At 32.0% G+C, this 25,680-nt stretch carries 22 protein-coding genes and 1 other RNA gene; 12 read left to right on the forward strand and 11 right to left on the reverse strand.

Features of this window, described 5'->3' with window-relative positions; all coding sequences use genetic code 11:
* Positions 1-47 precede the first annotated feature (47 nt).
* The 4 genes from B2X73_RS00585 to B2X73_RS00600 form a co-directional block, all read right to left on the reverse strand.
* Positions 48-545 carry a hemerythrin domain-containing protein gene (locus B2X73_RS00585; protein ID WP_221854727.1) on the reverse strand — a complete coding sequence of 166 codons (498 nt, stop codon included), beginning with the start codon at positions 543-545 and terminating at the stop codon, positions 48-50.
* 60 nt (positions 546-605) lie between these two features.
* Complete coding sequence (locus tag B2X73_RS00590; protein WP_286494986.1) at positions 606-1,040, reverse strand: RrF2 family transcriptional regulator; 435 nt, start codon at positions 1,038-1,040, stop codon at positions 606-608.
* 139 nt (positions 1,041-1,179) lie between these two features.
* Entirely contained in the window at positions 1,180-1,764 is a 585-nt protein-coding gene (locus B2X73_RS00595; RefSeq protein ID WP_038336278.1) for a 50S ribosomal protein L25/general stress protein Ctc, read from the reverse strand.
* Between the two features lie 45 nt (positions 1,765-1,809).
* Positions 1,810-2,745, reverse strand: coding sequence for a ribose-phosphate pyrophosphokinase (locus tag B2X73_RS00600; RefSeq protein WP_038336277.1), 936 nt, complete (start codon positions 2,743-2,745; stop codon positions 1,810-1,812).
* A 222-nt stretch (positions 2,746-2,967) separates the two neighbouring features.
* Between B2X73_RS00600 and B2X73_RS00605 the strand changes: the two genes are divergently transcribed.
* The 4 genes from B2X73_RS00605 to B2X73_RS00620 all read left to right on the forward strand — a co-directional run bounded on the left by B2X73_RS00605 (position 2,968) and on the right by B2X73_RS00620 (position 9,412).
* Positions 2,968-4,230, forward strand: a complete 1,263-nt coding sequence (locus tag B2X73_RS00605; protein WP_286494989.1) for an OmpA family protein — start codon at positions 2,968-2,970, stop codon at positions 4,228-4,230.
* 106 nt (positions 4,231-4,336) lie between these two features.
* Complete coding sequence (locus tag B2X73_RS00610; protein WP_286494991.1) at positions 4,337-6,277, forward strand: polysaccharide biosynthesis protein; 1,941 nt, start codon at positions 4,337-4,339, stop codon at positions 6,275-6,277.
* A complete protein-coding gene (locus B2X73_RS00615; RefSeq protein ID WP_125348880.1) occupies positions 6,267-7,028 on the forward strand; it encodes a polysaccharide biosynthesis/export family protein in 762 nt (253 codons plus the stop codon). Before B2X73_RS00610 ends, B2X73_RS00615 begins: the two co-directional genes overlap by 11 nt.
* Before the next feature lie 2 nt (positions 7,029-7,030).
* Positions 7,031-9,412 carry a GumC family protein gene (locus tag B2X73_RS00620; protein ID WP_286494994.1) on the forward strand — a complete coding sequence of 794 codons (2,382 nt, stop codon included), beginning with the start codon at positions 7,031-7,033 and terminating at the stop codon, positions 9,410-9,412.
* Between the two features lie 52 nt (positions 9,413-9,464).
* On the opposite strand, the gene B2X73_RS00625 is transcribed toward B2X73_RS00620, so the two are convergent.
* Positions 9,465-10,160: a hypothetical protein gene (locus B2X73_RS00625; protein ID WP_219034502.1), complete on the reverse strand. Its 696-nt coding sequence runs from the start codon at positions 10,158-10,160 to the stop codon at positions 9,465-9,467.
* Positions 10,161-10,346: 186 nt separating this feature from the next.
* On the opposite strand from B2X73_RS00625, the gene B2X73_RS00630 reads away from it, so the two are divergent.
* Positions 10,347-11,186, forward strand: coding sequence for an HAEPLYID family protein (locus B2X73_RS00630; protein ID WP_038336266.1), 840 nt, complete (start codon positions 10,347-10,349; stop codon positions 11,184-11,186).
* A gap of 44 nt (positions 11,187-11,230) precedes the next feature.
* On the opposite strand, the gene ssrA is transcribed toward B2X73_RS00630, so the two are convergent.
* Positions 11,231-11,628, reverse strand: a transfer-messenger RNA (tmRNA) gene (gene ssrA / locus B2X73_RS00635).
* 141 nt (positions 11,629-11,769) lie between these two features.
* Between ssrA and B2X73_RS00640 the strand changes: the two genes are divergently transcribed.
* Positions 11,770-13,275 (forward strand): aldehyde dehydrogenase family protein, encoded by a 1,506-nt coding sequence (locus B2X73_RS00640; protein WP_221854736.1) that lies wholly within the window; start codon positions 11,770-11,772, stop codon positions 13,273-13,275.
* Between the two features lie 28 nt (positions 13,276-13,303).
* Positions 13,304-13,675: a DUF779 domain-containing protein gene (locus tag B2X73_RS00645; protein ID WP_291095454.1), complete on the forward strand. Its 372-nt coding sequence runs from the start codon at positions 13,304-13,306 to the stop codon at positions 13,673-13,675.
* Between the two features lie 53 nt (positions 13,676-13,728).
* Here the strand turns inward: B2X73_RS00645 and gltX are convergent, their stop codons facing one another.
* Positions 13,729-15,237, reverse strand: coding sequence for a glutamate--tRNA ligase (gene gltX / locus B2X73_RS00650; protein WP_291095456.1), 1,509 nt, complete (start codon positions 15,235-15,237; stop codon positions 13,729-13,731).
* 118 nt (positions 15,238-15,355) lie between these two features.
* Here gltX and B2X73_RS00655 point away from each other — a divergent pair, with 118 nt between their 5' ends.
* The 4 genes from B2X73_RS00655 to B2X73_RS00670 all read left to right on the forward strand — a co-directional run bounded on the left by B2X73_RS00655 (position 15,356) and on the right by B2X73_RS00670 (position 20,773).
* Positions 15,356-16,225: an MBL fold metallo-hydrolase gene (locus B2X73_RS00655; protein ID WP_291095458.1), complete on the forward strand. Its 870-nt coding sequence runs from the start codon at positions 15,356-15,358 to the stop codon at positions 16,223-16,225.
* 86 nt (positions 16,226-16,311) lie between these two features.
* Positions 16,312-17,985, forward strand: coding sequence for a PSP1 domain-containing protein (locus B2X73_RS00660; RefSeq protein ID WP_221854738.1), 1,674 nt, complete (start codon positions 16,312-16,314; stop codon positions 17,983-17,985).
* Positions 17,969-18,430, forward strand: coding sequence for a gliding motility lipoprotein GldH (locus B2X73_RS00665; protein WP_221854739.1), 462 nt, complete (start codon positions 17,969-17,971; stop codon positions 18,428-18,430). The genes B2X73_RS00660 and B2X73_RS00665 overlap by 17 nt, the downstream gene beginning before the upstream one ends.
* A 6-nt stretch (positions 18,431-18,436) precedes the next feature.
* Positions 18,437-20,773: a transglycosylase domain-containing protein gene (locus tag B2X73_RS00670; RefSeq protein ID WP_291046733.1), complete on the forward strand. Its 2,337-nt coding sequence runs from the start codon at positions 18,437-18,439 to the stop codon at positions 20,771-20,773.
* Between the two features lie 54 nt (positions 20,774-20,827).
* Here the strand turns inward: B2X73_RS00670 and B2X73_RS00675 are convergent, their stop codons facing one another.
* Both B2X73_RS00675 and B2X73_RS00680 read right to left on the reverse strand, forming a co-directional pair.
* Complete coding sequence (locus tag B2X73_RS00675; RefSeq protein ID WP_291046735.1) at positions 20,828-21,049, reverse strand: hypothetical protein; 222 nt, start codon at positions 21,047-21,049, stop codon at positions 20,828-20,830.
* A gap of 12 nt (positions 21,050-21,061) precedes the next feature.
* Positions 21,062-21,586 carry a GNAT family N-acetyltransferase gene (locus B2X73_RS00680; protein WP_291046737.1) on the reverse strand — a complete coding sequence of 175 codons (525 nt, stop codon included), beginning with the start codon at positions 21,584-21,586 and terminating at the stop codon, positions 21,062-21,064.
* 94 nt (positions 21,587-21,680) lie between these two features.
* Here B2X73_RS00680 and metG point away from each other — a divergent pair, with 94 nt between their 5' ends.
* Positions 21,681-23,717: a methionine--tRNA ligase gene (gene metG / locus B2X73_RS00685; protein WP_286495032.1), complete on the forward strand. Its 2,037-nt coding sequence runs from the start codon at positions 21,681-21,683 to the stop codon at positions 23,715-23,717.
* Positions 23,718-23,849: 132 nt separating this feature from the next.
* Here the strand turns inward: metG and B2X73_RS00690 are convergent, their stop codons facing one another.
* On the reverse strand, positions 23,850-24,911 hold the full coding sequence (locus tag B2X73_RS00690) for an alpha/beta fold hydrolase (RefSeq protein WP_286495033.1): 1,062 nt from the start codon (positions 24,909-24,911) through the stop codon (positions 23,850-23,852).
* A gap of 103 nt (positions 24,912-25,014) precedes the next feature.
* Positions 25,015-25,680 (reverse strand): SPFH domain-containing protein (locus tag B2X73_RS00695; protein ID WP_291095460.1); only part of this gene is annotated, 666 nt, incomplete at its 5' end.

A 25,680-nucleotide genomic window follows, 5' to 3' on the forward strand; every position in this document is an offset into this window, starting at 1 on the left:
AAATCATCTAAAAAATTATAAGTAAAAATTTATGGTTATGAAAGATCCTATAACCAAAATTGATCTTTCCAATCTGTGTTAGTTAAAAGTGAATTAAATTGTTCTTTAATTACTTTTAACTTTTTTTGTGTTGCATTTTTCTCAAATTCAGGAAACATTTGTTTCTCCTCAAATCTGATGTGCAAATCCAATTCTTCTTCGATATAAATCAAACTTTTCATCGGATTTTTTGCATCTATTTTGAACAAGCGTCTCAAACGTCTATGTTCTTTCAATGCTCTTTTTACCAAGTAATGATCTTCATCTAAAAGCGAAAACAAGTAATTTTCTTCTATCTCAAATTTTTTGAATAATACTTTTTCCCCATACCAATTTACATAATCAACAATTCGTTGAATATCGACTCCTTTATCTATTCCAGCACGAATATTCCAACAAAAAAATAATGTTTTATGATGCCTTTCGCACGCTTCATTTAGATTTACTGTTACAGTATAACTCATCTGAGAAGCAGTTGTTTGAGGAAGTTCTATTAATAGGTTCATTGTTATAATTTTTCAATTCGGATAATCGGATATTTTTATCTTATTTTTAATCAAATTTTTTTAATGCTTAAGAAAAGCAATTCCTTTCTCTAGATCATCAATCAAATTAAACATCGATGTCTTTTCTAGCATACCTCGCAAATCATTACGAATTGCAAAAACACGGCTATGTAAAGCACAAGGTTTGTTAGTATCGCATTCTACTAAACCTAAAATGCAACTATGATAAAGACCATCTCCGTCAATCGCTTTGATGATATTCACTAATTTGATATCTTCTAAATGCGCTGCATCCATTTGGAAACCTCCCATTTTTCCTTTGACAGATGAAATCACATTTGCTTTAACTAATTGTTGAAGAATTTTGGCTGTGTAAGCTTCTGGAGAATTAATAGAATTTGCAATTTGTTTTAAATTGACTCTCTTTCCTTCTACAGATTCTTGTGCAATAAACACACAAGCCTTAATTCCATATTCGCACGCTTTAGAAAACATTAATTTCTTTTATTCATTATAAATTATGAAGCAAATATACAACTAATTTTAAATCGGACAAATTTATCTTATTAAATTTTTAAAAATAAAAAAACCACTCAAAAATGAGTGGTTTAATATTATCTGAAAAGAAAATTTCTTAATCTTCGTCTTCGTCTTGATCAGCATCCTTAACTGCGTTACGAGAAGTACGAATAGCTACTACTACTGCGTTATCTGGATGAGCGAATGTGTAGTTATCATTTTTCAATGTTTCTACATACATTTTGTGACCAATTCTCATTGGAGTGATATCGATTTCGATTTCGTCTGGTAAGTTTGCTGGAATAGCACGAACTTTTAATTTACGCATATTGAAACGTAAAACCCCACCAGCTACTAAACCACGAGCACGTCCTACTAAACGAACTGGAACTTCCATAGTTACTGGTTTGTCCTCGTTTAATTGGTAAAAATCTACGTGTAAGATTTTATCCGTTACTGGGTGAAATTGGATGTCTTGTAAAATTGCTTGAATTTTAGCTCCATCAGCTAACTCGATAGTTGCTGTATGAGCATCTGGAGTGTAAACTAATGATTTGAATGCTTTTTCATCAGCTGAAAAGTGGATAGGCTCTCCAGAACCGTAAACCACACAAGGTACTTGTTCAGCATTACGTAGGTTACGTGTAGCCACTTTACCTAAGTCTTCTCTTTTTACACCTTGAATTGTAATTGACTTCATAATAATATGTATATAATAAAAATAATTTAATATTTAGTTAAACCACTAGATAACAAAACGTTGACTAATAGATTTGTTGCTATGTACTAGATGCATAACATCAGCAAAAAGCGGAGCGCAAGATAATACTTTTATTTTAGATACGGAAGTATTTTTTAATGGAATACTATCAGTTATAGCAATTTCCGTTAATAGAGAGTTATCAAGACGCTCATAAGCTGGTCCAGATAAAACTCCATGCGTTGCAATCGCACGAACAGATTTTGCTCCTTTTTCCATAATCAATTCAGCCGCCTTTGCAAGTGTACCCGCTGTATCAATCATGTCATCCACTAAAATAACATTTTTACCTTCAACCTCACCGATTAACATCATGCTATCAACTTGGTTTGCAACTTTACGTTCTTTGTGACAAATTACGATATCTGCATTAAGGTATTTAGCATATGTATTTGCACGTTTAGCACCTCCCATGTCTGGAGAAGCAATACAAATATTATCTAAGCCTAAACCTTTAATGTATTCAACAAAAATTGTTGAAGCAAATAAATGATCAACAGGAACTTCAAAAAATCCTTGAATTTGATCAGCGTGTAAATCCATAGTCATTACACGAGTTGCTCCAGCTGTCATTAACATTTTTGCAACTAATTTTGCTCCAATTGGCACACGTGGAGCATCCTTACGATCTTGACGAGCAAAACCAAAATAAGGAATAACAACTGTAATACTTTTAGCAGATGCGCGTTTTGCTGCATCACACATTAAAAGTAATTCCATTAAATTGTCTGTTGGTTGCATTGTAGAACCAATTAAGAAAACGCGAGCTCCGCGAATTGGCTGTTCAAAAGCGGGTACAAATTCTCCGTCGCTAAATTCTACAATTTTAGATTTACCAAGTTCTTGACCATATTGATCGGCAATTTTTTGTGCTAATTCTAATGATCCTCTGGTCGAAAAAAGAAATGCTGATTGTTCCATTGTTTGTTTTGGGAAATATTTATGCAAAAATAATTTAAATGATTTAAAAATGATATAAGAAAATCAAAAATTAATTTCGGCACAATTATTGAATATTTTTTAAACAAGTTAAAATAATCATAAAGACATAATCATGACTTTCGTTAGTTATAGTGTTTTTTAACAGTTTTTGATTGATTCGTTTTTAAGTATTTATATAAATTTGCAATTAAATATATCCTCATGAAAAAGATTTCATACCTATTAAGTGTAATTGGATTAGGAATTTTTGCTCACGCGCAAGAAACTACTGAAACAATTAACAACGATTACAACAAATGGTCTATCGAGGCCAATGGAGGTGCGGTAAAAGCAAGAAAAGCATTCGCTCCAGGTTATTATTCAGAAACACCAAGTTTTTTCCATGCTGATTTTGGTGTACGTTATATGTTCAATCCAAAATTTGGTTTAAAATTAGATGGTGGATATGATCGTATCAAAGAAGGCGAAGATGTAGCTCGTTTCCGTTCTAATTATTACCGTGTAGATTTACAAGGGGTTGCGAACTTAGGACGAATCATGAATTTTGAAACATGGACAAATAGAATTGGATTATTAGCTCATGGTGGTGCAGGTTACTCTTGGATGAATAATGATGCGACAAAAGGTGCTGATGGTAAAGTTTTCGACGACAATGATAACATGGTAAATGTTATGGTTGGTTTAACACCACAATTAAGATTAACTGATCGTGTTGTTTTAACAGGAGATGTATCTTACGTAAGAAATATTCGTCAAAATGTAACATTTGATGGCACAGCTAACACATCAGGTTCAGGATTTGGAGGTGAAATTTGGAATGCTACTTTAGGTTTAACATTTTACTTAGGTAAAAACGAAAAACATGCTGACTGGGTTTACGAACCAACTCGTTCTGACTTAGAAGATCGTATTTCTAACATCGAACAAATGTTAAAAGATACTGATGGTGATGGTGTTGCTGATTACTTAGATCAAGAACCAGATTCAGCTCCAGGTGCAGTAGTTGACACAAAAGGTGTTACTATCGACCACAACGGAAACGGAATTCCAGATAATATTGAAGAATATATCAAACAAAATGCAGGAGGAAACACAACTGTCATTAACGATGCTGATTTCTTAGAGCAAATGATTAATTCAGGTATTATCAACGTATACTTCGATTACAACTCTGACAAACCATACCAACAATCTGTTGGAGGTATCAAATTTGTATCTGAGTACTTAAAAGCTAAACCAAATGCTCAAATTGACATTTTAGGTTTTGCTGATCCAGTAGGAGGAGATGCTTTCAATAAAGACTTATCTCGTAGAAGAGCAGAAAATGTTAAAGCTATTTTAGTTAGTCAAGGAGCTAATGCTTCTCAATTAACTACTGTTGGTGAAGGGGAAGATAAAGAGTTCAAAAACTCTCAAGTTTCATCTCATCAATTAGCAAGAAGAGTTGTTTTCAGAGTAAAATAATTCTCTCTTAATTTAAGATATTAATCAGGGATAGATTTTTCCATTTTTTGGAGTCTCTATTCCTGATTTTTTTATTATCTTTACCACCACTTAAATTACTAAAATATTGAATCCTTTTAACCAACACTTTAATGCTCCTAGATGGGTAGTATTAGTGCTAGACATACTTATTGTTTTCTTTAGCTATGTAATAACCAATTTTATACTTAATAGTTTTCTAAATTCTTTTAGTTTAGAAAAATTATTATTTAAATTACCATTTGTTGTAGCAGCATATACTCTATGTTTCCTATACTTCAAAACATATAAGGGAATTGTAAAAAAAACGGGGTTAAAAGATGCTGAAAATGTATTTGTATCTAATACTACGGCTTTTCTGATTCTTTTCTTCATCTCTTTTATCTATAGACAATTCATTGAATCTAATCTTTCGGAGAACACTCCTGTTTCATATGTTTTCAGAATGTCTTACTCTGTTATCTTTGTCCATTTATTTATTTCAACAGTAATAATGGTTATTGCCAGATTATATTATAAATGGATTTATAATTATTTTTTCTCAAAAAATAAGGAACAACAAAAAATATTAATTTACGGTGCAGGAGATTCAGGATTAATTACTCGAGATATTTTACAAAATGATACTCAGTTTAATTATAAAGTTGTAGGTTTTATTGATGATAAACCTTCTAAAATTGGAACATTTATAGATGGTGTTAAAATTTATTCTATAAATGATATTGATAATAAATTCATTGAACGAAATGATATTTCAGAAATTATTATTTCTATTCAAAATATTAAAACGAATCAATTATTAAATCTATCCAAATCATTAGAAGATTTGAATGTAAACATAAAAATAATTCCACCTATTTCTAATTGGATTGATGGTACATACAAGCCTGCTCAAATCAAACAATTAAAAATTGAAGATTTATTAGGTCGTGAATCAATTAAGTTGAAAAACCCTATTATTAATGAAAATGTACAAGGTAAGGTAATACTTGTTACTGGTGCTGCAGGTTCTATAGGAAGTGAAATTTCAAGGCAACTTGCTATGATGGATTTTGCTCAACTAATTTTGATTGATCAGGCAGAATCGGCTCTATATGATGTTCAACAGTCTTTAAAAAATGAAATTTCTGAAGAAAAACAAAATAGAATAGATTATATCGTTTCGAGTGTAAGAGATCGAAAACGAATGTTAAGCCTTTTTGATAAATATCATCCGCAAATTATTTTTCATGCAGCTGCATATAAACATGTTCCTTTAATGGAAAGATTTCCATATGAAGCAATTAATACAAATATTTATGGAACAAAAATTATTGCTGATTTAGCGAATGAATTTGGTGCCGAAAAATTTGTTATGGTTTCAACAGATAAAGCGGTTAATCCGACTAACGTGATGGGAGCAACCAAACGTGTGGCAGAAATTTATGTAAATTGTACAAATGAAAAATCTAAAACAAATTATATTGTTACTCGATTTGGCAATGTCTTAGGATCTAATGGTTCTGTAATACCTTTATTCAAACGTCAATTAGAAAACGGAGGTCCTTTGACAGTAACACATCCCGATATTACACGTTTTTTCATGACTATTCCAGAGGCCTGCCAATTAGTATTAGAAGCGGCTATTATGGGAAAAGGTGGTGAGATTTTTGTATTCGACATGGGCGAATCAATGAAAATTATTGATCTTGCTAAAAGGATGATTAGATTAAGTGGCTTTAAATATCCTGAAGAAATTGATATAAAAATTGTAGGTTTGCGTCCAGGTGAAAAAATCTATGAAGAGTTATTGGCTAATGATGAAAATACAGTAAAGACCCATCATGAAAAAATAATGATAGCAAAAGTTAATACAAACAAATGTCAAGACAATAAAAAACTAATTGAAGAACTATGCTTAATGTCTTCAACCATAGAAAAACATGAGCAAGTCATGCATTTAGTGGCTAAAATAAAAGAGATTGTACCAGAATTTAAATCTCAAAACTCAGAATTTGAAAAACTTGATAACTTAATTTATGAAAAATAAAATTTTTAATCTTTTAATTGTAATAGTTATACTCACTATTTCTTCTTGTGCATCAAAAAAAGAATTAGTCTACTTTCAAGGAGATCAACAATCTACTACGAAATACGAAGAATATATTCCTAAAATTCAATCTTCTGATATGCTAGCAATCAGTGTAAGTGCTGCTGATATAAAAGCTACAGAACCTTTTAATCAACAAAGTGTTTATCAAGTAAATTCTGGGGTGCAAAATAATCCTTATGCGAAGGTTTATACTGTTGATGAAAATGGTTATATCAACTATCCGTTAATTGGTAATGTGAAAGTAGGTGGATTAACTAGAACAGAAGCTGAAAATGAATTAAAAGCAAAAATCTCAAAATATATCGTTAATCCTGGGGTAAATATTAATTTTACAAATTTTAGAATTAGCGTTTTAGGAGAAGTTGCTAAACCTGGTAATTTTACAATTCCAAGCGAAAGAGTAAGTATACTTGATGCTTTAGGTATGGCTGGTGATTTAACTATTAATGGTGTTAGAAATAATATTATGGTTATTCGTGAACAAAATGGACAAAAACAAACATATAACGTCGATTTAACATCCAAAGAAATACTAAACTCTCCTGTTTATTATTTAGCCCAAAATGATGTTATTTATGTAGAACCAAATAATGCTAAAATTTCATCATCTAAATTTACACCAAACTATTCATTATGGATATCTGTTGCTGGTGTTATAATATCTGTAATTGCTGTTATTTCTAAATAAAAATGAGTACAAATAAAAATAACCTAGAAGACCAATACTTCGATGAGTCTGAAGAAACGATTAATATCAGACAAATTTTAGAACAATATCTTTATTACTGGAAATGGTTTGTATTTGGAGTTATTATTTCTTTAACCTTAGCCTTTTTATATGTTAAATATACTCAGAAACAATATCAAGTTTCAGCTAAAATATTATTAAATGAGAAAGAATCTGCAACAGGTGAATTAGCTGGTTTAATGGATCAAGCTATGCTTGGAGGGGGATCTTCAACAAATGCTGAAGTTGGTGATCAAATTGATGTTTTAAAATCAAAACGACTAATTACTAAGGTTGTAGAAGAAAATAATTTAAATATTCAATATTTTAGTAAAGGTCGTGTAGCTGAAGTTGAATTAACTCAAGAGAAATCTCCTATTAAAATTATTTTTCTAAACGAAGCTGATAAAACCAATGAAGATTTAGAAGCTAAATTTATTGTTCAAATAAAATCTACAACAAAATTTATTTTAACAAACAAAACAACTTCTACAGAAAAGGAATATTCTTTTGGACAAAAAATAAATGATAAGATTGGAAGTTTTGTTATCAGTCCTAATAAAAACTTAGCTAAATCAATTGATAATGAATATCTGATTGTTTTAAATTCTATTGATAAGACTGTAGATAATTACCAAAAGAAACTTGCTATAGATCCTAACAGTGAAAAAAGTTCTAAAATTATTAACTTCTCATTAGTAGGTCCTGTTCCTGAGATTTCTAAAAAAGTAATTAATGATTTAATTATTAATTACAACAAAGATATTGTAGGCGATAACCATAAATTAACTGAAGCTACATCTAAGTTTATTGATTCAAGGTTAGCTATTGTTAGTGGCGATTTAGATGGTGTTGACAAACAATTAGAACAATATAAACAAAGTAATAATATTACAGATGTTACCTCTGAAGCAAATATTTTTTTAGAGAGTGCTGCTGATAATGAAAAGAAATTATTAGATGCTTCTACACAACTACAATTAGTTGAATATATGAATGGAGCTCTTAATACGTCTCGTACAGATTTACTTCCTTCAAATATTGGTTTAGAAGATAAATCTATTTCATCAGAAATATCTTCATACAACGAACTAGTCCTAGCTAAAGAAGATATGTTAAAATCTGTAACAAATGAACATCCAAATGTTATTAAATTACAAGAGCAAATAAATGATGTAAAAAGAAACCTGAAGAATAGTTTAAAATTATATAGAAATAACACACAAACTATTTTAAATACAATACAAGGAAAGCAAAATCAAATTGCTGGAAAAATTAAAAAAGTACCTAGTCAAGAGCGTGGTTTTAGAGATATATCTCGCCAACAACAAATTGTAGAGGCTTTATATTTATTCTTACTTCAGAAAAGAGAAGAAAATGAAATAAAAGCTGCTGCAACACCAGAAAATATTAAAGTAATTGATTATGCTTATGGTATAAAAGAACCTGTTTCCCCTAAAAAAAGTATTATATTTTTAGGAGCGCTTATTGTAGGTCTTATAATACCTTTTATAATAATTTATATATACAAATTATTAAATAATACAGTTAATTCAAAAGAAGATGTAGAAAATGCCGTAGGAGCACCTATCGCAGGACAAGTACCGAAAAGTAATATTTCTATATTAGAAAATAATGATAACTCAAGTGCTGCTGAAGCTTTCCGAATCTTAAGAACAAATGTAAATTTCTTATTAAAGAACTCAACAGATCCTCAATGTATTTATATTACATCTACAACTAGTGGAGAAGGAAAATCATTTATATCAACTAACTTAACTCAGATTTTAACAATGTCTGGAAAATCAGTATTGTTAATCGGAGCTGATATTCGAAGTCCAAAAGTATTAGATTATTTAGGTATTTCTGATCAATATATACATAAATATGGTGTAACTGAATATTTAATTTCTAATGATGTTAATATTGATGATATTATCATAAAAAAACCTGCACATTATAAATTCGATGTTATTTATTCAGGTCAAATAGCACCTAATCCATCCGAATTATTAATGAATGGACGATTTGATGATATTATTAAATATGGAAAGGAACATTATGATTATGTAATAGTTGATACAGCTCCTGTAAGTTTAGTAACTGATACACTATTAATTTCAGACGATGCAGATATTACAATGTACGTAGTTCGTGCCAACTACTTAGATAAACGTATGCTAGCAATTCCAAGAGATTTATATAGAGAAAATAGACTTAAGAATATGGCTATGGTTATTAATGATGTTGACTTTACAAAAGGTTATGGCTATGGTTATGGCTATGGTTATGGAGAAAACCATAATAAAGGTGGATTTTTTAAAAACCTTTTTAAACGTAAATAAAATAAAAACCTGAAGTTAATCTTCAGGTTTTTTGTTCTATAAAATATATACACTATTGACCTTCCTTCTCCAATCTCTCTAATGCTTTTTCGTGAGCTGATTTTACATCATTTTTGATCTTTTTATCTTGTGTAGATTTTCTAATCTTTTCTGCATGATAAGCCAAATCATCTAATGTCATTTTATAACTCACATAAAATCCGCGATTATATCTTGAATATGAAGCTAATCCCCAACCAGCAATTAATTGATTCTTAATCTTTTTGGTTTGATATTCGTTCAAATAACGTTGAAGTTTTGGAGAAATTTCTTCTTTCGCAATTGATTTTACAGAACCATTCATTCGGCTAAACCAATATTTATTATCCAATTTTATATATGATTTTGCACCTAAAATGCTTTTAAAAGCAAGATCCCCAAGCAGTAAAACCTTTTCAAATTCAGATTTTTCATTGGTCATATAATCCCAATACATTTCAGAAGTCATTCCAACCATCGGACTTTTATCTATTGTTGCTTCATACAAATCTTTACCATTTTGATAAGCTGCTGCAACATTTTTAAATTCGATTCCAAAATCATCACAAGCCTTCTGATAACCTGTAAAAGAACCCGAATATTTCTCGAAATTATCTATAAAAACTCTATAAATACAATAATGTGAAATATCAATCAAAACTTTTTTAGAATCATCTAAAAAACCGTTTATCAACTGTATCGGAAAGTTATAATATTCGTAGGAACTCATAATTGTTTGATTGTCTTAAATGTGGTGTTAATTCATCGACTAAGATAAGATAGTTTTTATTATTCTTAAAATGATAAGTATCAAAAAACTTCAAAATTTAATAGGTTAGATTTTTAAAGGGGTAAAACTTCAATTCCTAATTTCTTCCTAAATCTTCTTTGTCCTTTGTCTCAAAATAATAAACAAATGAAATTTTTCTTAACAATAATTACAAGCACTTTCTTAACAATTACTACGATAGCTCAGACGAAAAATGATTCAATTATCACCATTCAACCTCAACAAAAAACATTAAAACCTAAAGTTGAACATGCAGAACCTCTCTATACAGATTTGATGCGTGATTTGGGCGCACGAAAAGGAGAAGCTGAGATAAATGTAGGATTTGGAGTGACCTCAAAAAAAGGATATAATGAATATAATGGTTTTATTGAGTATGAATGGGCTGTTGCAGATCGTTTGGGATTGGAGGTTGAAGTACCTTTTTCTTTTAATCACAAAAGCGATAATAACGATGGCTCTATTTATGTTCCGAACAATAAAATTGAAGGTTTAAAATTAGCAACTCAATATACTTTTTTAGTAAATGAAAAACAAAAAATGTCTTTGGCTGTAGCTTATGTTCATGAATTTGAGTTTAATAATTTTAAAGAATTAGGACATCAAGGTTCTGTATTTACGGGTATGAAAATGAATCCTGTTTTTATTGGAGCAAAGAATTTTAAAAATTTCAACACGTTAATCTATACAGGTCCTATTTTTGAACATCATTATAAAGAGCAAAAAGTAGATGTTGGAGCAACTATAAATGCAAGTATGATGTATGTTTTACCAAATTCGAAAAACTTTATTGGACTTGAAAATAATATGGATATTGACCGCGATGGATTTCATTATACTTTAAGACCTCAAATTAGATTGGCTATTCAACACAATTTAATGATTGGTTTGGTTACTGGAGTTTCTATCACCAAACATACAGGAACCAACCTTGATGTGATGACACGTATTATTTGGGAACCTTAGTTTTCTTAATAAAAAAACCTCCTTTAAAACTTTTTAAAGGAGATTTGTGGAGCTGGCGGGATTCGAACCCGCGTCCAAACAAGCAACAAATAAGCTTTCTACATGCTTAGTTTATTATTAATTTTCGACGAAATCCTGAGAATAAACACTCTGTCATCCGCTTATCATCTAAAATCTCAAAACCTATCCGATGCACTAAGGTTTCTATTCTTACTTTCCCGTGTCCCTGTATCAAACGCCGTAAGTCAAGGCTTTTGAGGGACATTCAGCTTCTATACCTAGTATAGACGTGGCGTATTCTTACTAAAATTCAGAATTATGCAGCTAAAGCGTACTCTTCGTTGCCAGTTAAAAAGTTGAAGTGCCTGATTAAAGTGAGTACACAACCTATCACTGCATGCTTACTTACCCATTGGCCCTGCTGTCAAAACCAGTCAGCCCCATAAAGTAAATTGTCAATAAATAATTGACGGATGCCAAATATACAAATTTTATACCAAATAGAATTAACTTTTTCTAAACATAATTATTGAACAAATTTGAATAAATTAGAGAAAATTCAATTCACAAAAATTTTAATAAAATGGGAAACTTAGTTAATGTACCTACATTCAAAGATCATTATGACAATTACATCAATGGTCAATTTACGCCACCTACAAACGGAAAATACTTTGATGTTGTAACACCACTTACTGGAAAAGTTTTTACAAAAGCTGCGCATTCTTCAGAAGAAGATTTAGCAAAAGCGGTAGATGCTGCTCACGAAGCTTTCAAAAGTTGGAGTCAAACTTCGCCAACACAACGAAGCATTATTTTGAATAAAATTGCAGATAGAATCGAAGAAAATCTACAAAATGTTGCGGCTGTAGAAACCTACGATAACGGAAAACCAGTTCGTGAAACATTGAATGCTGATATTCCTTTAGCAATCGATCATTTCAGATATTTTGCTTCGGTAATTCGTGCTGAGGAAGGTTCTATCAACGAATTAGATAAAGATACAGTTTCAATTATTATCCACGAGCCAATTGGTGTTGTTGCGCAAATTATTCCTTGGAACTTCCCAATTTTGATGGCGGTTTGGAAATTAGCTCCAGCTTTGGCTGCTGGAAACTGTGTGGTTTTAAAACCTGCTGAATCTACTCCTATCTCGATTTTATATTTATTCGAATTAATTGGAGATTTATTACCTCCAGGAGTTGTTAACATTGTAAATGGTTTTGGTGGAGAATTAGGTCGCGCATTGGTGACAAATCCTAAAGTATCGAAAGCTGCGTTTACAGGATCTACAGCTACAGGACGTTTCGTGATGCAATATGCAACAGAAAATATTATTCCAGTTACGTTAGAATTAGGTGGAAAATCGCCAAACGTATTCTTCGAATCTGTAATGGATCATGATGATGATTTCTTAGACAAAGCGATTGAAGGAGCTGTATTATTTGCTTTAAATCAAGGTGAAATTTGTACGTGTCCTTCGCGATTATTGATTCAAGAATCTATTTATGATAAGTTTATTGCGCGAGTTGTAGAACGTGTAAATATGATTAAAGCAGGAAATCCTCTTGATCCTGAAACAATGATTGGTGCGCAAGCTTCTCAAATTCAGTATGACAAAATTTTAAGTTATATTAAATTAGGAAAAGAAGAAGGTGCAGAAGTTTTAACTGGTGGTGACGCTAATCATTTACAAGGTGAATGCGAAACAGGTTATTACATCAAACCAACTTTATTTAAAGGAAATAACAAGATGCGTATCTTCCAAGAAGAGATTTTTGGACCTGTGTTAGCTGTGACAACTTTCAAAGATGAAGCAGAAGCTATTGAGCTTGCTAATGACACTATTTATGGCTTAGGAGCTGGTGTTTGGACGCGTGATGCACATCAATTGTACCAAGTTCCACGTGCTATTCAGGCTGGTCGTGTTTGGGTTAATCAATATCATAGTTATCCTGCTGGAGCGCCTTTCGGAGGTTATAAACAATCTGGTATCGGACGTGAAAACCACAAAATGATGTTAGATCATTATCGTCAAACTAAAAACATGTTAGTTTCTTACAGCAAAAAGAAATTAGGTTTCTTCTAAATCAATAATTAATTAAAAATCTCAAAAAATGAAACGTGTTGATGCAACAGAAAAAGCGATTAATTTATTGAATGAATTAAAAGCAAAACATGGCGATTTAATGCTTTATCAAGCAGGAGGTTGCTGTGAAGGAACGCAACCGCAATGTTTCAGAAAAGGAGAATTTTATCTTCGATACAAAGATGTTTGCATTGGAGAAATTGATGGAGTTGAATTTTGGATTGACAAAGATTTGTTCGAATATTGGAAACATGCTCATTTCGAATTAGATGTTATTGATGCAATTGGCGCAGGTGGTTTTTCGTTAGAAGTTCCGCTTGGCAAAACATTTAAAGTCAATTATCGAATATTCTCTCAAGAAGAACTTAATCAATTAAACGAAGTTAAAATCAATTTATAACAGAAAGGCCATTTGCAATGCAAATGGCTTTCTTATTTATGATAGAAATAATTTTATCCTAAAACTTCAATCGCTTTGTTAATACGTGCGATTGTTTCATCTTTTCCTAAAGTTGCCATAATTACAGGAACATCTGGTCCTTGTAATGCACCAACTAAACTAAGACGTAAAGGCATTCCGATTTTTCCAAATCCAATTTCTTGCGTTGTAACAAATTCTGCCATCGCATCGTGTAAAACTTCTGAAGTAAATTCTGATGAATTTAAAACTTCAACAAATTTTCCTAAAATCTCTTTCGAATCATCTTTCCACGCTTTTTTAGCTGCTTTTTCATCGTAAGTAGAAGGAGCTATATAAAAGAATTGACCTTGTTCAAAAATATCTTTTACAAAGTTTGCTCTTTCTTTTAACAATTCAACCACTTTTGCATCTAAAGCTGGATTCGCTTCAATTTCGTTTTCTTTTAAAACTTCTTCGAAAGATGGTAATAATTCTTCAACAGATTTTTGTTGTAAATATTGATGATTGAACCAAGTTGCTTTTTCCGGAGAAAAACGTGCACCCGATTTTGAAACTTTTTCTAATGAAAATAATTGAATCAATTCTTCCATTGTAAAAATCTCTTGATCTGTTCCAGAATTCCATCCTAATAAAGCCAACATATTCAATACTGCATCTGGGAAATAACCTTCTTGTTTATATCCTTTTGCAATTCCTTCTTCTGTTTTCCATTCCATTGGAAAAACGGGAAACCCGTGTTTGTCCCCATCACGTTTGCTTAATTTTCCTTTTCCTTCTGGTTTCAAGATTAATGGTAAATGTGCGAAACGAGGAGCTTCCCAACCAAATGCATCATACAATAATTCGTGCAAAGCCATTGATGGCAACCATTCTTCTCCACGAATTACGTGAGAAATTCCCATCAAATGATCGTCCACAATATTAGCTAAGTGATACGTTGGCATTCCATCAGATTTAAACAAAACTTTATCATCTAAAGTTGATGCATCAATCGTTATTTTTCCACGAATCATATCATCCAATAAAACTGTACGAGAATCATCAATTTTGAAACGAATTACATAAGGAGTTCCATTCCCAATTAAAGCTTTTGTTTCATCTTCCGTCAACGATAAAGAGTTTTTTAACTTTCCTCTTGTCGACCAGTTATAAATAAATGTTTCTTTATTTTCTTCTGCTTTTACACGCGCAGCATCTAATTCTTCTGCTGTATCAAACGCATAATATGCATTTCCAGAAGCTAATAATTCGTCTACATATTGTTTGTAGATTTCTTTACGCTCTGATTGACGGTAAGAACCTAAATCTCCACCAAAACCAACACCTTCATCAGGAGTTAAGCCTAACCATTTCAACGAATCGATAATATATTGTTCAGCACCTTCCACATAACGTGTTTGGTCTGTATCCTCTATTCTTAATAAGAATTTTCCGTTATTATGTTTTGCGAAAAGATAATTGTATAACGCAGTACGGACTCCTCCGATGTGTAACGCACCTGTTGGACTTGGCGCAAATCTTACACGAACTTCTTTTGCCATTGTATCAAAATTTTTGCAAATTTAAGTCGTTCAATTCTATAATAGATATTTATTTTAAATAATATTCTATTTTTTATCTTCGTAAAACGAAAATTCAACAAAATAAAACCACATAAAAATGAAATTATATACAATAGAAACAGGAAATTTTAAATTAGATGGCAGTGCCATGTTCGGAATTGTACCAAAATCGATTTGGAATAAAACCAATCCTGCTGATGATAGAAATTTAATCGACCTTGCGATGAGATGTCTATTAATCGAAGATGGTAAACGATTAATATTGATTGATACAGGAATCGGAACTAAACAAGATGCAAAATTCTTTGGTTTTTATTATTTATGGGGCGATGCTACTTTAGATAACTCTTTAGCCAAACATGGTTTTCATCGCGATGATATTACAGATATTTTCTTGACGCATTTGCATTTTGATCATTGTGGTGGCGCAATTCAATACAACAAAGAGAAAGATTATTTAGAAGCTTCATTCAAAAACGCAAAATTTTGGTCGAATGCGAATCATTGGGATTGGGCAGTAAATCCAAATCCACGTGAAAAAGCGTCTTTCCTGAAAGAAAATATTTTACCTCTACAAGAAAGTGGACAACTTAATTTGATTGATTTGCCTCAAAATGGATCAATTTTAGAAAATTCTCCACTTGGTTTTGATATTTTATTTGTGGATGGACATACCGAAAAGCAAATGTTACCAATCATTACATATAAAAGCAAAAAAATAGTTTATATCGCAGATTTAATCCCAACTGTAGGGCATATTCCATTAATTTATGTAATTGGGTTTGATACACGACCTTTAATAACAGTTGAAGAAAAAGGAACGTTTTTACAAAAAGCAGTCGAAAATGAATATATTTTGTTTTTTGAACATGACCATGTCAACGAATTAGCTACGTTAAAATTAACAGAAAAAGGGGTTAGATTAGATCAAACCTATTCATTTTCAGAAGTTTTTGATTCAATTTAAAATCAATTTCATAACCGAAATGATTTCACAAATTCAGAAAAATATTTTCATACCTTTGTGTTGTCATTTAAAAAAATTATAGAAGCATGGGATGTGGATCTTGTGGAACTTCTAATGGCCTTCCGAAAGGATGTAACAATAATGGTGCTTGTGGCACTGATGGTTGTGGAAAATTATCAGTTTTTGATTGGTTATCGAATATGCAACTTCCAAATGGACAAGAAAAGTTCAATTTTGTGGAAGTTCGTTTCAAAAACGATCGAAAGTTTTATTATAAAAACGAAAACAACATATCTCTAAATATTGGCGATGTAATCGCTGTTGAAGGAACACCTGGTCATGATATTGGGGTTGTTACACTTACGGGTGAGCTTGTTAGAATCCAGATGAAAAAAAAGAATCTTTCGTGGACTGCGGAAGATGTCAAGAAGGTTTATCGCAAAGCGAACCAAAAAGATATAGAAACTTGGGTAGAGTTTCGTGATAGAGAAAAACAAACAATGGTTGATTCTCGAATTATGGCGAAAAACCTTAATTTGGAAATGAAAATTTGTGATGTTGAGTACCAAGGAGATGGAGCGAAAGTTACATTTTATTATACAGCAGAAGGACGTGTAGATTTCAGACAACTAATCAAAGAATACGCTGGGAAATTTGGCGTAAGAATTGAAATGAAACAAATCGGATATCGTCAAGAAGCAGCAAAAGTTGGTGGAATTGGATCTTGTGGACGCGAATTATGTTGTTCTACTTGGTTAACAGATTTCCGCTCTGTGAGCACTGCTGCAGCACGTTATCAACAATTGTCAATTAACTCGCAAAAGTTAGCTGGACAATGTGGTAAATTAAAATGTTGTTTAAATTTTGAATTGGATTCATATTTAGATGCATTAAATAGTTTTCCATCAATGGAAAGCCGTTTCGAGACTGAAAAAGGTTGGGCACATTGTGTTAAAATCGACGTTTTCAAGAAAGAAATGTGGTTTGCTTATGACAAAGGCGGAATTGTTTGGTACAAATTTTCGGTAGACGATATTCAAGAGTTTTTAGCAATCACTGCAAAAGGTCAAAAAACTGAACCTTTAGAGGATTTAGCTAAAAATGTAGAAGAATCGAAACCAGATTTTACAGATGTAATTGGTGAAGATTCTTTAGAACGTTTTGAACGTAAAGAAAAACAGAACAAAAAACGTAAAAGAATTAAGAATAATCAAAATTCTGGAAACGAAAAAGTTGCGGCGAATGCTAATAATCTGAAACCTCAGAAGGCAAAACAAAAACAGCCTAACGAGACGAAAGATAAAGCAAATCGTCCTGAAAATAAACAAGGAAAGAATCCAAATCAGTCTAAAAAGAATAATCAAAATAGACCGAACAAAAATTCGAATCCTAATCAGAATCAGCAACAACAAAATCAGCCAAAAGAGAAGCAACAGCCAACTCAAGCGAAAGAGCAACAAGCTCAACCAAATACTGATCAGCAAAAGCCGCAAGGAAATAATCGCAATCGCAATCAACAAAAGCGAAAACCGAATAATCCGAGCAATAATAGCCAACAAAATAATCAAACAAATCAGGCTAATCAGTCAACTCAACAACCAAAAAAACAACCTCAGCAAAATAATCAAAATGCTGAGCAAAAACCGAAAACTAAGGACGAGAATCAAGCAAATAATTCTCAACCGAATCCAAATAAATCGAAGAATCGAAATAAAAAAAGATTTAATCGTGGGCCAAAACCAGATGATACGCAACAGTAGTTTGCTTTTTATTTTAGTCTTTTTATTGTTTAGTTGCGAGGCTAAACATTATTATCAAGACACAAAAGATGTGAAAGACGAATGGAAGAATAATCAACCTCAAACCTTTACGTTTGATGTAAAAGATCCTAAACCTTCGGCTGTTAACATTGGATTTGTGTTAAGAAATAATACGTCGTATGAATATAGTAACTTATATTTGTTCACGAAATTCATCGATCCTAAAGGAAATGAAATGATTGATACTTTACAGTATTATATTGCAAATCCCGATGGAAGCTGGATTGGTAAAGGAATGACAACAAAAGAAATGATGTTGGTTTATCGCGAAAATTTACCAATAAAAGACTCTGGTCGCTATCAACTAAAAGTTTGGCAAGGTATGCGAACAAAAAATTTGAAAGGAATCGAAGACATTAGTTTGATTGTTGATAAAGCTGAATAATACAGAATGGAAAACAATAAAAATTCTAAAACAAGCACAACTTCTAAAGCAAAAAAGAAGTTCAATAGCTTTTCATTAGCCAAAAAAATAATCGTTACCATTTGGGTACTGTTTTTTTGTGCCGTATTAGGAATTTTCGGAATCTTTTGGGCTACATCTAACGGATGGTTAGGTGAAATTCCCAATGTACGCGATTTAGAAAATCCTGATATTTATGTTTCATCAGAAATTATTTCTTCTGATGGTGTTTTGTTAGATCGTTTCGAAGCAGAACGCAGAACACCAGTCGATTACAAAGATTTACCTCCACATTTAGTTGACGCATTGTTAGCAAAAGAGGACGTTCGTTTCTTTGATCACTCAGGTGTAGACATAAAAGCAGCAGCTCGTGCAATTACTTCTGGAGGAGAATCTGGAGGTGGTTCTACAATTACACAGCAGTTAGCAAAACAATTGTACACAAAAGATCCTTCTTCTAATAAAGTAAAACGTGTTTTACAGAAATTAAAAGAATGGGTAACTTCTGTTCAGTTAGAAAAATTGTACACAAAAGAAGAAATTATTGCAATGTATTTCAATAAGTTCGACTTTATTTATAATGCAAAAGGAATTGAATCTGCTTCTAAAGTTTATTTCAACAAAACAACGAAAGAATTAAATTTAGATGAAGCTGCAACATTGGTTTCGATGTTTCAAAATCCTGTTGCGTATAATCCTGTAAAATATCCTGAAGTTTCTAAAAAGCAAAGAAATCTTGTCTTAAAGCAAATGATGAAATACAACAAAATTTCTCAAGCTGAAGGAGAAGCCGCGCAAAATGCGCCTTTGGTTACAGATAAACAAGATATTATGAAACATGATGAATCACATTCAGCATATTTCAAATCTGCTTTGAGAAAGGAAATTCAACAATGGATGGTTGATTATGAGAAAGAAACAGGAAAATCTTATAACCTTGAAAAAGATGGTTTAAAAATCTATGTAACGTTAGACTCAAGAATGCAAAATTTAGCTGAAGAAGCGGTTAAAAAACAATTAAAAGTTTTACAAGATCAATTCTTTGGAGAGCAACGTGGACGTAGTTTAGCACCATTTTATAATATTTCTGCTGCAAAAAGAACACAAATCTTTAAGCAAGCAATGGCTCGTACAGATTTATACAAAAAGATGAAAGCCGAAGGAAAATCTGAAGCTGAAATTGAAACTGTTTTCAATACACCTCGCGACTCTGTTCAGTTCTTTACATGGAACGGAATTCAGTACAAAAAAGGGAAAACATTGATGGATTCAATCGAATATCACAAACATATTTTACAAGCTGGTTTGATGTCAATGGATCCAAAAGATGGAACAATCAAAGCTTGGGTTGGAGGAATCGATTGGAATTATTTCAAATTTGACCACGTAAAACAAGCACGTCGTCAAGTAGGTTCTACGTTCAAACCGTTTGTTTATGCAACAGCTATTAACCAATTAGGATTAACACCTTGTCATACCGTTTCTAATGAGAGAATACCAGGAAAATGGTCTCCTCGAAATGCTAACGGTAAATATGGTGGATCTCAAGATTTAAGAACTGCATTAGCTTATTCAACAAATATTGTCGCTGCCCGTTTGATTATGCAAACAGGTGAAGAACCTGTAATTCAAATGGCTCGGGACCTTGGAGTTGAATCTCCTATCGTAAAAGATCCTACAATTGCATTAGGTTCTGCTGACTTATCTTTATATGAAATGGTTGGTGCGATGAGTGCTTTTGCTAATGGTGGTATTTACATTAAACCCCAATTAATCTTAAGAATAGAAGATAAACAAGGAAAAGTTATCAAAGATTATACACCTCAAACACGAGAAGTTGTTAATGAAAACGTAGCGTACACTATGATTGATTTGATGAAAGGTGTTATAGACAGAGGTTCTGGTGCGAGATTAAGAAATCGCTACGGAATGACTGCCGAAATTGCTGGTAAAACAGGTACAACAAACGAAAACTCTGATGGTTGGTTTATGGGATTAACACCAAATTTAGTTACTGGAGTTTGGGTTGGTGCAGAAGACCGATTTGCTCACTTTGCGAGTACAGCCACAGGGCAAGGAGCCAATACAGCTATGCCAATTTGGGCTTATTATATGCAAGGCGTTTACAAAGAAGGAGGTAAATTTGGGGTAACAGTTGGAGATAAATTTGACAAACCTAAAGACATTGAAAAACATTGGGATTGTTCGAATACATACGGATTCCATCAATATGATGAAATGTATGATCCAGGTCCAATTATCGAAGGAAGTGGTAGTGAAAGCGTAGGCGAAAACTATGAAATTCCTGATGAAGAAGGTCAATAATTAAATTGATATAAACAAAATAGCCACTCAAAATTGAGTGGCTATTTTTATTAGTTATAATTCCTCTTTTTCGTCTTCGTTATCAAACTGATTGTTGTACGCTTCACGCTCTTGTGCCAATTTCTTTTCGCGTTGTTTTTTCTTATAGTCTCGAATCGTCATATAGGTTAACAACACAACAAGCGCTGCAACTAAAAAATAATTAACATACGTAAATAAGTTCGTAATTGTATCAGTTACCACCTCATCTGGCGTTACAACAGCGTTTTCTTCCATAGGAAATATTTTTTATTGATAGAATTCTTTCGGATATTCTACCATTCCATTCACATTTTTTAGAGCTTCTTCAATCAACTCAATTGCCATGCAGTTCTCATCTGGAACATCAAAAGGTAACTGAATATCAAAATCAGATGCTTTTCTGTAACCAAATTTAGGATAATAAGTTGGATGACCTAATAAAATAACAGATTCAAAACCTAATTCTTTCGCTTTATTATGAGCAAATGCTATTAAATGACCACCAATTCCATTTCCTTGATAATTAGGTAAAACCGCTACAGGAGCAAGTGCTAAAGAATCGTAAGAAGAATCCGAATGATTAATTTTAATTTTTGTCAATAAAATATAACCAACAATCATCTCATTCATTTCAAATACCAAAGACAATTCAGGTACAAAACCATCAGAATCTCGTAATCGCTCTACTAAAAATTGTTCACGATGATCACTATATTCTTCATTTTCAAATGCCTTTTCAATCAATTTAAAAACTTGTTCATAATCTCTCTTCTCCTCTTTTCTAATATTCATTCCATCATAAATTAATTAACCTTATAAAATTAGAAAAAGGTTTTAACAAAACAAACAACAAATCGTATCTTTGTCGTTTATAGTTTTTAAGCAAATGAGTCAACCAAAAAGATATACAATTACAGCGGCTTTACCTTATGCTAACGGACCATTGCATATTGGTCACATGGCAGGTGTTTACGTTCCTTCTGATATTTATGCACGTTTTTTACGAAGAAAAGGAAAAGATGTAGCATTTATTGGAGGTTCTGATGAACATGGTATTCCAATTACAATTCGTGCCAAAAAAGAAGGCGTTACACCTCAAGACATTGTTGATCGTTACCACGAAAATATCAAAAATACATTGACAAATTTTGGTGTGACATTCGATATTTATTCTCGTACAACATCAGATAAACACAGAGAAGTTGCACAAGATTTCTTCAAAACGTTATATAACAACAACAAGTTTACAGAAGATGTTACGGAACAATTTTATGACGAAGATGCGCACGAATTTTTAGCAGATCGATACATTCGTGGTGAATGTCCGAAATGTGGAAACACAGATGCTTATGGAGATCAATGTGAAAAATGTGGATCAACATTAAGTCCAGAAGAATTGATTAACCCTCGTTCTGCTTTATCTGGAAATACACCAATCAGAAAAGAAACTAAAAACTGGTATTTGCCATTAGATCAGTACCAAGATTTCTTATCAAAATGGATTTTAGAAGGTCACAAAAATGATTGGAAATCGAGTGTTTATGGTCAAGTAAAATCTTGGTTAGACGATGGTTTGAAACCTCGTGCAATGACACGCGATTTGAACTGGGGAATTCCTGTTCCAGTAGAAGGTGCTGAAGGAAAAGTAATGTATGTTTGGTTCGATGCACCGATTGGTTACATTTCTTTCACGCAAGAATGGGCAGAGAAAAACGGTAAAAATTGGAAAGATTATTGGCAAAATGAAGAAACAAAATTGGTTCATTTCATCGGAAAGGACAATATCGTTTTCCACTGTATCATTTTCCCAACTATGATGAAAGCGCATGGCGATTACATTATGCCAGACAATGTTCCTGCAAACGAATTCTTGAATTTAGAAGATGATAAAATATCAACTTCTCGTAATTGGGCAGTTTGGGCACACGAATATTTAGAAGATTTTCCAAATCAACAAGATACATTACGTTATGTGTTAACGGCGAATATGCCTGAAAATAAAGACAATAACTTTACGTGGAAAGATTTCCAAACTAAAAATAATTCTGAATTAGTTGGAATTTTAGGAAACTTTATCAACCGCGTAATGGTTCTTTCTCACAAATATTACGAAGGAATTGTTCCTGCAAAAACAATTGAATTTGAAGAATTAACTGAAATCAAATATTTTGCAAAACGCATTGGTGATCATTTAGAGAAATATGAATTCCGTGCTGCATTGACAGAATATATGAATTTGGCTCGTCTTGGAAATCAATTTTTACAAGCGCAAGAACCTTGGAAAAAAGGTGATGATCCTGAAGCTGTGAAAGGAATTATGTACACTGCAACGCAAATTGCTGCTGCATTAGGACAATTGGGAGAACCATTTATTCCATTCGCTTCTGAGAAAATTTTGGCTATGATGAATGTAGAAAAAATGAGTTGGGACGATTTAGAATCAACTGACGAATTTGTAAAAGCTGGACATCAATTGGGACAGTCTGAATTAATTTTTGCAAAAATTGAGGACGAAGCAATCGAAGCACAAATCAATAAATTAAACGAAAGTAAAGTCAAAAATAATATGACAAATCCAAATGCAGAACCTCAAAAAGAATTGATTTCTTTTGATGATTTCCAAAAAATGGATATCCGTATCGGAACTATTTTAGAAGCGAAAAAAGTTGAAAAAGCAGACAAATTATTCGAACTAAAAGTTGATACAGGAATGGATGTTCGTACAATTGTTTCTGGTATTGCAGAACATTTTACATTAGAAGAAATCATTGGTAAACAAGCAATGGTTTTAGCAAATTTAGCGCCTCGTAAAATTCGTGGAATCGAATCGAACGGAATGTTATTATTCGCTGATAAAGTAGACGGAAAATTAACATTTGTAAATCCTGAAGAAGAAACGCCAAACGGCGTTCAAGTTGGATAGACTTAGATTTTAGATATAAGTATTGAGATATTAGAAAGCCACTTCATCGAAGTGGCTTTTATTTTTATTTTAGTTTAAATTCAGTTGCAATAACATATTGATGATTTAAATCGTTAATTGCCATTACGATATTTAGTTTTTCTTAATTATTTTATTAGATTGTAAAAAAGACTTTATATCATTTAAAACGTCTTTCGGTCTTTCATCTTTTACTCCATGCCATGTTTTTTCATAAACTTTGTGCGTAATATAAGCTTTATGTTCATTGGTTAGTTTTTCATTTTCAGCTTTAAAATCAAACCAATCTTGATCATTTATCGGATCAAAAATTAACATAGGTTTATCTAAATTTCTGTAAATAATTTTAGGATTTAATTGATGTGTTGAAGCTCCAAAAGCTGTTTTTGAAGTAAAAGGAGTATAAATAATTGAAATGTTTTCTTCAGCAGAATTTTCTCCTGTAAGCTCTTCAGCACCTGGATTTATTTCAAATTTGTTTTGATTATTCTTTTTAATTCTTGCATACAAAATGAAAATTTCTTTTTTAAGTTTTTCATCTTGTTTTCCTCTTACTCCCCAATTATTATAAATGTACCAATAAGCGTCAAATTCTGAATCGAAAATCAATGATTTTTTATTTGCATAATACTGATTTGCCTCTTCAATACTCTTGACAATATTAGCCACTTTTTCATTAAAATCCCAAGCAACTGAGCCACCATCTTCTAAAATCAATGCTTGTACAGATTTTGGATATGCATCATAAAATGCAGAACTTATTGTACCTCCTCTCGACCAACCACCAATAATAGCTTGTTTAATACTCTTTTTATCCATCAAGAATTTTATATCATCAACAACATGATAGATACTTACATCTTTTTTAGGAATCTCAGTAAAACCATGTCCATAATAATCTATTGCAATGACATGCAAATTCATTTTGACAAGATTATCAATAATTTCATAAAGTTCATAACTATTACTATAAGTTCCATGAATCCAAATAAGAGTAGGATTTTTAGGATTTCCCCACTCTAAATAATGCATTTTCACATTATCTGTCTGAATATAATGACCATATTGTTTTTCATATTTATCAAAATCAATTCTAAACTCATCATATAATTTTGATTGATTGATAGAATCCTGATTAATTGTTTTATTAGATTGTCCATATAACGAAAAAGTCATTAAAACGGTTACCAAAAACAAAAAATAACACTTATTTAAGTTTCTTTTTTTAGTGGATTTGACTTTCATATAATATTAAGAAAATACTTGATATAATGATCTTCTAAGGATGTTCTGGAAAAGTAAACGAATCTCCTGTATTTGGTTTATTTTTTCGTTGAGTTGGATTATCTTCTTTTGTTATTTGATGCTCATTCAGTTCATGTGCAGCTGTAAAGGAAGTAACCATTGTATTCAGCATTTCCGAGGCGGCAGTTGGTGAATTTGGTAACAAAACTAATTTGCTTCCAGATTTTTCTCCAATTGCTTGCAAGGTATCATAATGTTGCGTCACCACAATTAACGCAGAAGCTTCTTGCGACGTAATTCCTGCTCCATTCAAAACATCTACAGATTCCAATAAACCTTTTGCAATTTCGCGACGCTGATCTGCAATACCTTGTCCTTGCAAACGTTTTGACTCTGCTTCGGCTCTTGCTTTCTCAACAATCAAAATACGAGCTGCATCACCTTCATATTGTGCAGCTAATTTTTCTCGTTCGGCAGCATTAATACGATTCATCGCATGCTTTACTTGCTCATCTGGATCGATATCGGTTACCAATGTTTTGACAATTTCGTAACCATATGAATTCATTGCTTCTTGCAATTCACTTTTTACAGCAACCGCAATATCATCTTTCTTCTCGAAAACATCATCTAAACGAAGTTTTGGAACTTCAGCTCGAACAACGTCAAAAACGAAAGAAGTTATTTGTGTATAAGGATT

The organism is Empedobacter sp. UBA7252, from assembly GCF_002472765.1.
Taxonomy (GTDB): Bacteria; Bacteroidota; Bacteroidia; order Flavobacteriales; family Weeksellaceae; genus Empedobacter; species Empedobacter falsenii_B.